The 12,812-nt window shown below is 64.6% G+C and carries 6 protein-coding genes; 3 read left to right on the top strand and 3 right to left on the bottom strand.

Translation table 11 applies throughout. The features are described from left to right. Window positions 1-224: 224 nt before the first annotated feature. From Pla123a_RS03465 to Pla123a_RS03455, 3 genes are all read right to left on the bottom strand, one after another. Window positions 225-1,367 (bottom strand): hypothetical protein, encoded by a 1,143-nt coding sequence (locus Pla123a_RS03465; protein ID WP_146584122.1) that lies wholly within the window; start codon window positions 1,365-1,367, stop codon window positions 225-227. A gap of 62 nt (window positions 1,368-1,429) precedes the next feature. Then, window positions 1,430-4,435, bottom strand: a complete 3,006-nt coding sequence (locus tag Pla123a_RS03460; protein ID WP_197527634.1) for a PEP-CTERM sorting domain-containing protein — start codon at window positions 4,433-4,435, stop codon at window positions 1,430-1,432. 92 nt (window positions 4,436-4,527) lie between these two features. Continuing rightward, on the bottom strand, window positions 4,528-5,544 hold the full coding sequence (locus Pla123a_RS03455) for a DUF1559 family PulG-like putative transporter (protein WP_197527633.1): 1,017 nt from the start codon (window positions 5,542-5,544) through the stop codon (window positions 4,528-4,530). Window positions 5,545-6,272: 728 nt separating this feature from the next. Here Pla123a_RS03455 and Pla123a_RS03450 point away from each other — a divergent pair. The 3 genes from Pla123a_RS03450 (at window position 6,273) to Pla123a_RS03440 (ending at window position 12,781) form a co-directional block, all read left to right on the top strand. After that, window positions 6,273-6,860 carry a sigma-70 family RNA polymerase sigma factor gene (locus Pla123a_RS03450; protein WP_197527632.1) on the top strand — a complete coding sequence of 196 codons (588 nt, stop codon included), beginning with the start codon at window positions 6,273-6,275 and terminating at the stop codon, window positions 6,858-6,860. 162 nt (window positions 6,861-7,022) lie between these two features. Next, entirely contained in the window at window positions 7,023-8,555 is a 1,533-nt protein-coding gene (locus tag Pla123a_RS03445; RefSeq protein ID WP_146584118.1) for a hypothetical protein, read from the top strand. Window positions 8,556-8,734: 179 nt separating this feature from the next. Further along, a complete protein-coding gene (locus Pla123a_RS03440; protein ID WP_146584117.1) occupies window positions 8,735-12,781 on the top strand; it encodes a PQQ-dependent sugar dehydrogenase in 4,047 nt (1,348 codons plus the stop codon). Window positions 12,782-12,812: the final 31 nt, after the last annotated feature.

The following is a 12,812-nucleotide window of genomic DNA, read 5'->3' as shown; positions in this document are numbered from 1 at the left end:
TTTGCAGCCAGAGTCGCTGCGGATTCAACGAACGCGTCCATGGCCGTCGCACTCGGCGGGGCGACATCAATGCCAATAAAAAAGCCGCTCAACCGGACTCGCCGGTTGAGCGGCTCTACTTTGATTGACTAGGGCTCGTGGCGAACCACGCTGCCCGCCTAGTCAAACTCTTGCAGCGGCTTTTCCCAGTAAGGGCTGGCAGGCCCCCTCCCGGAACTCAGCCACTACCCTCGACGCCCACGTAGAATTCCCATTCCGCAGATGCTGGCCAGCAGAGCTAGGCCCGCGGTCGTCGGCTCGGGGATGCTGGTGCTGAAGAACTGGACCTCCGAGAACTGCAGCGAGTTGGCCCCGTCCACATCTCGCAGGGTCGGAAACACCATCATATAAGACGCGTAGGCAGAGTCGTTGTCGACCTTCACAAACGGACCAAGCGCGTTGCGGTCGGTCGGCAGGGCGACGGCGCCCTCGTCCAGCAGCGTCCACACCTCGCCGCCATCGGCCTGGCTGTTGTCTAGGCTCTGGATCGGATCATTGGTGCCGTACAGCTGCCAGCTACTCGGGTCACGAGCTTCCGCGTCGTTAGCTGTGGTCAAGCGGAACGTCTTGACAACTTCGGCGCCCATCGCGGGGGTCACAATGAAGCCCGCGTTCTCTTTACCGAAGTTCAGGTACTTCGATCCGCCGTCTCCGTCGATCAGCTTGGCGGGCGACTCGGCGCCGGGGTACTCACTATCGGGAGCGAGATCCGCGTCGATGGCGAGGATCGGGTCGCCCGGGGTCAGCAGGTCGGATCCCGTGCCGTCGGTGCTCGCGAAGAAATCGACTTCACCAATCTGCATCAGGTTGCTGCCGCCCACCGTGGGGAACAGCAACTTGTACGAGGTGAAGGCTCCGGCCGCGTTCGTCAACGGGATGACCGGACCAACCGTGTTACGCGCCGCGGGAACCTCGAACCCGCCCGTCAGGTCGAAGCCGTCGATCGGGGTCCAGGATTCGTCAATTCCCAAGGAGTTGTCCAGGCTCACGATCGGATCGTTGGTGCCAAACAGCTGGAACGATGTCGGGTCGCGCGTCGCGTCGTCGTTGGCCGAGGTAAGGACCATGCTCTGCACGGTCGAGCTACCAATCGACGGGGTGACGATAAAGCCCGAGTTGGAGCCGGCGAAATTCAAGTACTTCGACGCGGTGCCGTCGATAGCAAAGCCCGGGTTCTCACCGCCTGGGTAAGAACTCTTTGAGTGGGGGCCGTCGAAGTCGACGCCGATAATGGTGTCGGCCGGCGACAGGATCGCCACCGCCATCGCCTGCTGGGCGACAAGGCCCAGACCGGCTAGGGCCGCCAGGAACGCGGACGCTACTCTCATGATACTTACTCCAGAAGAGGCAAAGTGGAAGACTCAGAGATGCATAACAGAAGACGCTAAAGTTAGCGTCGACGGCGCGACGCGAAACCCAGTGAAAGGACGCCGGCCAGCAGGGCGGCGGTTGGCTCCGGGGCTGAAGCCGCGGGGGCGGCGCCAACCGTACCGTAGTTGGCCACCCAGTCCATGTAGTCGAGGTCCGTAACCTCGCCAGGGGTCTTGTCGTTCGGGAGCACGGTGGTAGTGCCGAACGCGTCCCGCCAGACCGTGTAGTCGGCCGCGTCGACGACGTTGTCGTCATTGAAATCACCGAGCAGCACGTCCGGCGCCGTGCCGGTGTAGGTCACGCGGGCGTTGTAGACCTCGCCAGCAGCGTTGCTGTAGGTGATGATCAGGTCCTCAGCCACCGACAGCGGGTTGTACCCGTTGCCGAGCGACAAGCCCGACACGCCTGCGGCCAGGGTCGACTCCGACGCGAAGTAGCCCTCGGCCAGCCGGAAGAAGTCGGAGCCGCCACCGACCTCCCAGCCGTTGCCGCTGCCGTTGCCGAGCGGGAATGCGCCAGAGTCGCCGCCCAGGCCATTGAAACTGGACGCATCAAGACCGCCGGAGGGGCTCTCGATGGTGAGCGACTTCATGTCAACCGCGGCCGCGCCGGACAGGTTGTTGCGGAGGGTCATGGCGCCGGTCGCGCGGTTCACCTCAACCACGGGCTCGGTAGGGCCAGTCGCCAGGTGGAACTCGTGGCCGCCGATGTTGCCGGCGTCCCCGGAGATCTCCGAAACGGTGAACCGCACCGCGACGTAGCGGCCCGATTGGCTCCCGTACAGCGGGTACGGACGGATGACGCTGTCGAGCAGTCGGTTGTCGGTCGGCGACAGGTTAAACACAGAGTCCGGCTCGCCGGTCGGGACCACGCCGCCGAAGTCGGTGTTGCTGAACCAGAACTCGAACTGGCCAACACGGTCGGCAATCGGGTTGCCGCCGGAACGCTGGGCGTACACGAAGTGATTGGCCGTGACGCTCGAACCGTAGTCAAAAAAGACCGTCTTCGGGGCGACGCCCAGACCCGCGTACTGCAGCGGCGCGGGATCAAGGTCGGGCGTGGCGTAGCTGAAGTTAAAAAGGTCGAGGTTGATGTCGAGGTCCGGAGCCATAAAGGGGTCCTCGAGCAGGTTCTCGGGACCCGAGTTCTCGTTCTCATTCTCCTGACCAGCGGGGATCGAGGTGACGATAGTCGTCTGATCGATCGGGCCAACCAGTTGGTACTGGGCCGAGGCCTGCGAGGCGCACAGCACGCTCAGGGCTACCGCCGCCGCGACCGGGGCCTTCGCCACGATTGCACGGCGCCGACGGAGCCCGAGGCCAGCGGCCATGGCGCCGAACAGCATCAGCGAAGACGGCTCGGGAACGGTTCCAAAGAGAGCCGCAGCCCCGCCCGCCGCGGCGACGAACAGGTTGAAGTCGTGGATGTCGGAATCAAAGTCGCCGTCGAGGTCGCCACCAAGGTAGGCCTCCAGCGCGGTTGCGCCCTCGTAAGTGCCGCCGTAGACGGCCTTGAAGGCCGGCCAGTCTTCGGCGCCCACACTGCCGTTACCCGAGTAGTCCCCGAGTAGAATCTCCGGGCCGGTGTACTCGACGGTGCCGCCGATGAGCGAGCCGTCGCTGCCACGAACGTTGAACTGTAGATCCTCAAACGAGCTGGGCAGCAACTGCCAGATATTGCCCAGGCTGATCGACTGGCCGGCCAGCAGGGTGCGGCCGTCGTCGGCGCCTGTGCCCGCCTCGTCGCTCTCCCTGAGCAGCGTGGCCTCCGCCGACTCTTCAACCCACGCGTCGTTGGGGTCGCCGTTTGTGGACGCAATCGAGGTCCAGTTCGCAGGGGTCAGGCCCTCGGTCGAGTTCGAGACAATCTCGTAGTTGCCCAGGGCGACATCCACAACCGCTTCGATCTCAACCGCGCCGGTCTGGCGATTGACCGTCAGGATCGCCAGGTCCTGCGCGTCGAGCGAGATCTCCGAAATCTGCATGCAGCAAGCGGTATCGTTGTTGCGCACGTCGGGGAAGATCATCCGGTACGACGAGTAGGCCGTGTTGTTGCTGACGGTGACGTCGTCGCCCTTGGTAAAGCGACCGATGGGCGCCTCATTGGCGGTGAAGGCGCCGGAGTCGATCAGCGTCCAGTTCTGCTCGTCGCCGATGCCGTTCGATTCGGTGGTGATCGCCTCGTTGGTGCCGTAGAGCTCCCAGGTCGCCGGATCGCGGTCGGGGAAGTCATTCGCCGTGGTGATGCTGAACTTGTTGATAACGGTCGAGCCGGTCGTCGGCGAGATAATGAAGCCCGAGTTCTGCTTGCCAAAGTTCAGGTACTTGGTGTTCAGGTCACGGTCGATCAGCCGCTCGGCGAGCTCATTCGCCGGGGAGTTGCTAGAGGGGAACGGGTCGACATCGCGGATCGCCAGCACCGGGTCACCAATGTTCAGCAGGCTGCTGCCGCCACCATCGAGGGCGTCGAAGAACGACACATCCGCCACCTGCATAATGGTGTCGGGGGTCTTGGTGGTCGGGAAGATCATCTTGTAGGAGTCGTAGCCGGTCGAGTTGCTGACGTTGAAAGCGCCCTGCAGCGTTTGGCGATCGTTGGTCAAAGACAGCGCGCCCATGTCGATCTGCGTCCAGTTCTCGAGTCGGCCGTTGCTGTTCGACTCCGAGACAATCGGATCGTTGGTGCCGTAGAGCACCCATGACGCGGGGTCGCGTTCTGGCGCGTCGTTGGCGGTGGTCAGCGTGAAGCTCCGCACGGTCGGCGAACCGGCCGGGTTCACGATGAAACCCGTGTCGCTGGTCCCGAAGTTGAGGTACTTGGTGCTGATGTTGTTGTCGAGGATATTCTCCGGCCCCTCGGCGAGGGGGAAGCTGCTGCCAATCGTAAAGTCGAGGTCGATGGCGATGATCGGGTCGCCGGGGGTAATCACGTTGAATGCATGGGCAGGCGAGGCGAGCCAGAAGAGGGCGCCCGCTAGTAGTAAGGCGCGCCCCCCGAGGGCGGGCACAATGCTATTCTTCGCCATTGTCGAAAATCCTTGCGTGTTCATCTGAAGTAAACGTGCATCGTTGTGAATAGGACGAGGCCGCGTGGCGCTTGGCCTTGGTGCAGCCCTGGCTAATTGCGGGTGCGAGCGAACTCTTTGATCTGACCGCCATCGGCGCGGGCGCCCATCTGGCGGAAGGTTTCGACGTCGACGTCGTAGTTCAGCAGGCTGACGGACCCGTCGCACATCGAGAACATGCAGCCGCCGGTGTGCGGGCCGCCAAAGAACTCGCGGGTTCGGTCACCGAAAGTGCCGAGTTCGGTCTGAACTGCCTCGAGCGATTCGAAGTCGCCGCGCGGGCGGTGCGTCGGGTTGCGGCCGTTGTAGTAGGTCGACTTCGCCATGTCGTCCTGGAACCCGGCGTACATGCCCCAGTCGTCTGCCACCCAGTTCTCGCCATCAGCGTAGATCTCTTCGGGGACCCAGCGCTCGCCGAGGGCGATTGTCTTGCTGAGCCCGTCGGTAATCTGTCTAAGCTTGACTGCGGCGCCGCAGTAGCTGATCCCGGTGAACTTGGCGGCCTTCGGGGGAAAATCCTTGGGGTCGTAGCTGGTCTTCTTGTAATCGCTCGGGCAGAGACCGATGCAGTTGCCGTCGTACTGGGTTTCATCGCCGACACTAACCGCGTAGTCGGCTCGCGCGCCCACCCGTTGTACATATTGCCCTACACCACCCGTTCCATCGCCCGACTTCGCCGTGTTGCTGGCTGCGTACGGTCCCCCCTCACGGCGTGAGGGGCAGTTCAACACGTCAATCGGGGTCGCGTCACGCTCTGCCAACTTAGCGAACCGAGCCGCGCCGGTGAGCCCACTGCCCATTTCGTAGATCGGGGTCTCCTCGATAAACGGCAGGATGCTGTACAGCCAGCTGCCGGGCTGAGTCGCCCCGGCGCCGCGGTCTGGGTCGCCGGTCCAGTTGCCGGCCCAGCCCGACGACGGCAGGTTGCCGTAGGTCGACTCATGATTGAGCATGCCGAGGGTGATGTTTTTCAAGTTGTTGACACACTTGGTTCGCCGAGCGGCTTCCCGTGCGGCCTGAACTGCGGGAAGTAGCAAAGCTACTAGGATGCCGATGATAGCGATGACCACCAACAGCTCGACAAGTGTGAACCCGGGTCGCCGCAACCGGGTCGATCGCGGTGGATCACTCGGCCCGATGACCAGACTGGGGGCTTCCGAATGCACACGACAATTTGTCGCCTCAGCGAACATGCTTCGCTCCTTGGCACTGACTGAAAAAAGTTGATAGCGACCGACGTTTTAAGGCGAAAAGTGAACCCTCAGACCGAAACGCCGTGAGCGATCGGTGCTGCCACCTGGCGTGCTTCGCAACTGCGTGTGTTTCGAATCAGGCGGCATACCCACCAATGAAAAGCAACAGCCCAAGCACATCATCCACCGCCCGGCGCCTTGCCCGGGACACGCGTGCCACGCCGTTGAGCGGGTTGACCGCCACCTCCTAATACCGAGGTTTATCCAAGGGTTACAGGAATTCCAAGACATTCCTGTGAGAACCGCTGCTCGAGCCCCAACTTGAAGCAGGCGCCATCGGGTCAACGCACAGGGCGACGCCCGCGTTTTGCTAATTCTTTTGCAGAACTTGTGTAACCGTGAGCCGTGGCTCGGTATCAAGGAGTAAGCCGTAAAGTGGCCGCAGCTGCGATACGGGTATAGGCAGCGCGTGCGGCGTCAAAAGTTGCGGCGTGCGGAACGCCGAGGGTCTGTCGCTGCGACACGGCATTGCTTGTACGGGCATTGCTTGTACGGGCATTGCTTGTACGGGCGTTGGCGAGCGAAGAAATACGGCAGGACTTAACTTGGGCACACCGCACGCCAACGACGCCAATCCGCAGGACGCATCGTCGGGGGACGCATCGTCGGGGGACAAGCCGGCCCCAGTGGACGAGGCCTTCATCCAGCTGCTGACTGCCGAACAGTTTCGCCTGCGTCGGTATATTACGGTGCTGCTGGGCGACCCAGACGCGGCTAGCAACGTCCTGCAAGAGACCAACGTTGCGATCTGGCGCAAGTCCCAGACCTTCGAGCCAGGGACCAACTTCCGCGCCTGGTCGAGGAAAGTGGCGTACTGGCAAGTGCAGGCCTACGTCCGGGACCAGGGCCGCGACCGATTGGTGTTCACCGAGAAGCTCGTCGAGCAACTCACCAATCGGGAAGAGGCCCAGGACCCGCGCGAGGCAGAAGTCCGCCTCGCGCTGCGTCACTGCCTGGCGAGCGTTAGCAAGAAGAACCGCGACATGCTGCGGATGCGATATGAGGACGGGATGCCGGTCGCGAAACTTGCGGATAGCATCGGCAAGAGCCCGTCGGCGGTCAAAGTAGGTTTGATGCGGATCCGGAGGGCGCTGCAAGGCTGCATCGAGAGGCAGGTTGCAGAGAACGCCTAACCGGCGACGCCCCCGCTGGGGGCGGCGACAGCCCGGGCCCGGTTGCCCGGGCCCAATTGGCCGGCTCCAATCGGGGGGTGCGGCGACTGACGCCGGCGTGTGAGGAGCGGGCGTGATAGTGGAGCAGAACAGGCAGGCGCGGCACATAATCTGAACAGGGCGATGACTGAATCACAAAAACAGGAGATCGACTCGCTGCTGTCGGCTATCGCCGACGAGGGCGCAAGCGTGGATCGCATCGGGCGTCTCGAGTCCCTTCTCCTTGATCAACCCGAGCTGCAAGACTACTACGCCAGCCAGCAGACCGTGCTAGCCGTGCTGGAGCTCGAGTACTCACACGTCGGCCAGCCGGTGCTCGACTTTACGAGCATGCGGCCCCAGCGCCCCGAGTCGCCGACCATCTCGCCCCAGGCGGCGTCGGGTGGGTGGCCGACCGCCCAGGTGTGTGCCGCCGCCCTCGCCGCGGTCTTCTTCTTTGGGCTGGTCTGGTCGCTGAAGCCATCGAGCGGCGTGCCCGATCCCCACGATTCCAATCAGGTCGCCCGGGTCTGGTCGAGCAACACCAACCCGCCTAGTGATTCCCCCGGCCTGGTAGTCGAGGACAAGACCTCGTTGAGGCTGCTCGAGAAACTGACGCGGCACCCGCTGCTCACGAATATCGTGCTGCCGCAGACCGATGATTCGGCGGGCACGCGACTCACGCTCTGCAGCGGCAACGCCTGGTTCGAGCGGGTGCGGAATCGCCGCGAACGAGGGTACTTGGTCGCGCTGCCCCAGGGCTGCCTGATGCAGGTGGCGGTCGACACGGACGCCCGCGGCAAGAACTCGCTGGCGGTTGTCGAGCTGAACCACCTTGGCAACATGACCGGCAAGGCGTTGATGTTCGACAACTCGTCGCAGGGCGACCACAGCGCCGACATCAAGGTCTACTCACGGGAGCGGGCCGCCGGCCAGATCGGGTCGTTCTCTGAGTTCAATGACTCCTCGCTGACAAAGTACTACCTGCTGACCGGTTCGTTCGCGCTGGAAGACAACGAGGGCAATGAGCAGTGGCAGCAGAGCGACTACCTTATCCAATTCGACGAGGAAGACCTGCTGGTCATCGGCTGGGATGACAGCGGCTACGACGGACTCGCCGAGGACGCCGACATGTACTCGCCCGACCGCGACTTCAACGACATCCGGGCCGTGCTCAAGTTCTCTTTCCCGCAGCGCCTTGGCGCGCCGCGCCTTCCGGTCTCGCCCCTGTTGCCCGAGCCGATGGCCTCGTCCGAGCAGCCCGAAGACGTGGACGTCAGTGAAGGCTTCTCGCTCGACCTGCGTCCCGGCGAAGAGGCCCTGCTGACCCTGACAGCCGAGGCGAGGTTCCAGACCGGGTTCCGCATCGTTGACGCGCAGGACGGCAAGCTGCTGTGGTCGGACGACGGCGTCGAGTCCGCACCGGGCCTCAAGCAACCCACCAATCGGGGCGTGTACGTTGTGCGCAACCTCAGCGAAAAGATCCGGCGCTACAAGATCCAGGGCCGCCACAAGCCCTTCCTCGGCACGGCCGAAACGCCCTGGCGCGTCAGCCCACACGTGGTTTCGGACAGCGACAACGGCACGATTACTGTCGGGTTCGAGGATTCGCCGAATTCCATCGACAACAATGACTGGCGAGACCTGCAGGTCTACGTCAAGCTGTTCTCCCCCTGAGAACTCAACTGCTCACCTACCGGCTGACCTCACCGGCGGCCGATCTCACTAGCGGCCGCGGCGGCCGTCCCGCCGCTGGCGTCTGATCTCCTCCCGGAACAACCAATCCGAGTCGACGCCCCCACGGCGGCTATCGTGAGGGCGGTGTGACTGCGCGGATTTCCCTCAAGGCACGCACCATGAGCTCCGAGTCCAAGCGTCCCCAACGCCGTCCGCTGCGTGTCGAGCTGCTCGAGCAGCGAGAGCTCCTCGCCGGCGACACCTACCTGGTCAATTTTCAGAACGACGAGGGCACGACCCCGACCGGGTACCTGCGTGACTCCGGCAACCTCTTCGGCGACCGGGGCGGGGGCTACAGCTACGGCTGGTCGAGCGATCATACCGATCAGGGGCGGGAGCGCAGCGTCTTGGCCGACCAGCGGCTCGACACCCTGATCCACATCGAGGCCAGGCAAGACTGGGAGTTCGCGCTCGCGAACGGCGCCTATGAGGTTACCGTCGCGGTCGGCGACCCAGGCAACGACCACGGCCTGCACACAGTGAACGTCGAGGGCGTGAGCTTCTTCTCCGCGGTGCAGGACGGCGCCGGACCGATGTTCGCCACCGCGGAAGTAACCGTCGCCGACGGGCGGCTGACGCTCGACTCGGGAGCCGCGGCCAACATGGCGACGCGCATCGACTTCATCCACATCGTTGGCATCCCCAGCACGCCGAACGCCGTTCCCTCGGCGCCCAATGTCACCGAGCCCGCCTTCGACGGCCAGGAGGTCAACCCGGCGGACGTGCACATGGAGGCGGTCGGCTATTTCGATCCGGACTCCGACGCCCACAAGTCGACCGACTGGGAGATCTGGACGACGGGCGGGGGGGCCGAACCGGTGTGGCAGACCCTCGGCATCGAGGGGGTGGAGCGTCTGCACACGCACCTGGGGGACGGCATCTTCATCAACAGCCACGCGGGCCAAATCGAGCTGAACGCAAACACCCAGTACGAACTGCGGGTTCGGTACCGCGACGACGCCGGCTCGGTGAGCAGCTACGCGAGCCGGCTGTTCCAGACCGGCGCAGCCTCGAGCACGTTCGCGCTGCAGCTCGAAGACATCCCGGCCACGCCGGCGCCGGTGTGGACTAGCACTCTCGGCACGCCGATCGAACTGCCGGTTGGCGACTCGTTCCTGTCGCCGGGCGACGCCATTATCGCCTTCGACTTCGACGCCGGCACCGACAGCGAATCTCCCAACGGCGAGCAGGCGGTCGACGTCCTCGACGGCGACCCGGGCACCAAGTACCTCAACTTTGGCAAGCTGCTGACTGGATTCATCGTCACGCCCACGTCGGCGTCGGCGGTCAAGAGCCTGGTCCTCACCACCGCGAACGACGCCGCAGCCCGCGACCCCGCCAGCTACGTCCTGTACGGCACGAACGACGCCATCTCCGCGACGCCCCACGGATCGGGCCGCGAGCAGAACTGGACAGAAATCTCGTCGGGCGCGCTCAGCCTGCCGGACGCCCGGCAGACGATCGGGGCGGCTGTCAGCTTCGCCAACGACACCGTCTACTCGTCGTACAAGCTGATCTTCCCGACGGTCAAGAACGAGGGCGCCGCCAACAGCATGCAGGTGGCGGACGCGCAGTTCTTCGCGCAGAGCGGCGGTGCAGGACCCGGCGTCCTGTCGGCCGGCGACGCGATCCTCCCGGTCCAGGACATCGCGTCGACCTTCACCAGCGACTCGGCTCCCGGCGAGGAGGTCGACAAGGCCATCGACGGCGATGCCGGCACCAAGTACATCAACCACGGCAGGGAGCGATCCGGGTTCATCATTACTCCGGAGGTAGGGGCGACCACCATCAGCGGGTTCCGCATGACCACCGCCAACGACGCGCCCGAGCGGGACCCCTCTGCCTGGGCTCTGTACGGCACAAACGAGGCGATCCAGTCGGTCGACGGCGGCTTCGGCGACGGCGAAAACTGGACCCTGATCGACTCGGGCGAGATCAACCTGCCGCTCGAGCGGTTCACCCAGGGCGGCGATGTCGCGGTCGACAACACGCTGGGGGCGTTCACCTCTTACCGGATGGTCATCACCGAGGTGCGCGACGTCAACGCGGCGAACTCGATGCAATTCTCGGAGGTCGAGTTCTTCGGAGGCGAGACCGCCGGCCTGCCCCCCAAGCTCTCCATCGAGGCGGGCTCGACCGGCTCGCCGTTCCTGCAGATTGAGGGCAGCGACCTCCCAGGGAACCTGGTAACCGACTTCCCGGAGATGGCGAACCACGCCACGGTGAGGATCGTGATCACGGCCGGCGATCGGCCGCTCTCGCTTACGCGTTCGGACCTCACTATCGGCGACGGCGCGGGCGGCGAGAGGACCCTCTTCCTCCCGGCGGTCGATCTAGCCGCCGGCGAGCGGCTGGACCTGTGGGTCTCGTCGGCGGGCGGGACCTACTACGGGACCGAGGGCCAGACCACGCCCGACTTCTCACTGCTGGCGCGTTCGGCAGAGCTTGATATCCCGTTTGTCTCCAGCCAGCCGGGCTTTGTTGTTGAGCAGGTGGGCGAGGGCTACCGCCTGCCGGTCAACATCGCGTTCGTGCCCAACCCGGGCCCGAACCCCGACGACCCGCTCTACTTCGTCACGGAGCTCTACGGTTCGATCCAGGTGGTCACCCGCGACGGCACGAAGCACGAGTTCGCTACTGGCCTGCTCGACTACAACCCTCAGGGGCCGATCTCGGGCTCGGGCGAGCAGGGGCTGACCGGCATCGCCGTGCAGCGGGACGAGCTCGACCCGGAGGTCTATCACCTGTACGTCGGGATGTTGTGGGACAACGGCTCGCCGGCGGGCGGGGCTTCGCACTACCCAAAGGTCGAGAGGATCGACAGCGTCGCGGGCGGACTGTCGATGGACTCGCGCACGGTGCTGCTGAATATGCAGCCCGAGACCCAGGGCCAGTCGCACCAGATCTCGAACGTCAGCATCGGGCCCGACGGCAAGCTCTACGTGCATGTCGGCGACGGGTTCGACGCCAGCACGGCTCAGGACCTCAACCAGTTCCGCGGCAAGATCCTCCGCATGGAGACCGACGGCTCCCCCGCCACGGACAACCCGTTCTACAACGCGGGCGACGGGATTTCGCCGACGGACTACGTCTACGCGTACGGCTTCCGCAACCCGTTCGGCGGCGCGTGGCGGGCGTCCGACGGCAAGCACTACGAGGTCGAGAACGGCCCCAGCGTCGACCGGTTTGCCCAGGTCAACGAGGGGGTGAACTACGGGTGGGATGGTTCGAACGCCTCGATGCAGACGTTCGCCATCTACAACTGGGCGCCCTCGACGGCGCCGGTGAACATTACCTTCGTGCAACCCGAGACCTTCAACGGCAGCCAATTCCCGGCGTCCTTCCAAGACATGGCCTTCATTGGCGAGTCGGGGCCGACCTACGCCGCCGGCCCGCAGGCCAACGGGAAACGGGTCACGCAGTTTGAACTCGACGCCAATGGCGACTTGGTCGACGGCCCCAACACGCTGGTCGAGTACGTCGGCGTCGGACGCAGCAGCGTGGTCGCCCTGGCCGCTGGCCATGACGGCCTGTACTTCTCCGAGCTCTACGAAGACACCGGCGAAGGGGGCGCCACCGGCCCCGGAGCACGGATCTACCGGATCCGTTACGTGAACCAATTGGCGGGCGACTACGACATCGACGGCGACGTCGACCAGGACGACTACACCGTCTGGAGAAGCACCTACGGCTCCAACCTGCTGCTCGCCGCCGACGGCAACGGCGACGGCGTTGTGAACGCCGCCGACTACACCGTGTGGCGGGACAATATCGGGGCAGCGTTGCCGGCTCCCAGTCCCGCAGAATCGCCGATTGCGGTTGCAACCGATTCCCTGGCGGCTGACCAGTCGGAGCCCGCCCCGGACGACTCTCTGCTTACCAACGCAGTGTTCGCCGCGTTCTCGCCGGAGGCAACGCCCCAGTCCTCAGCTTCCTCGGCGCTTGATTCACTCGCGGCGAACGGCGGCTCGGACGCCACCGGGCGTGACGCCCAGGTGCAGGCGATCGAGGGCCTCGCACGAGGCCGACGCCCGATGCGTCCTGCCTGGACTCTGGAACTGTCCCCCGCCTCGGAAACAGAACAGGACGCCACCGCGGCCGACCGCGACGCGGCCTTTGCGGGGTTGCGACGCCCCACTCAGTCGCCGTTGTCGCCCCGCAGGTAGGCGCCCTCACGCCGCCTCGGTCACACTGGGT

This window comes from Posidoniimonas polymericola (assembly GCF_007859935.1).
GTDB classification, from domain to species: Bacteria; Planctomycetota; Planctomycetia; order Pirellulales; family Lacipirellulaceae; genus Posidoniimonas; species Posidoniimonas polymericola.
This window is presented reverse-complemented; position numbering and strand designations above follow the sequence as displayed.

Coding starts and splice junctions, on each gene's coding strand:
- Pla123a_RS03465 (WP_146584122.1), bottom strand. CDS start 1,367: ATGAGAGTAGCGTCCGCGTTCCTGGCGGCCCTAGCCGGTCTGGGCCTT.
- Pla123a_RS03460 (WP_197527634.1), bottom strand. CDS start 4,435: ATGGCGAAGAATAGCATTGTGCCCGCCCTCGGGGGGCGCGCCTTACTA.
- Pla123a_RS03445 (WP_146584118.1), top strand. CDS start 7,023: ATGACTGAATCACAAAAACAGGAGATCGACTCGCTGCTGTCGGCTATC.
- Pla123a_RS03440 (WP_146584117.1), top strand. CDS start 8,735: ATGAGCTCCGAGTCCAAGCGTCCCCAACGCCGTCCGCTGCGTGTCGAG.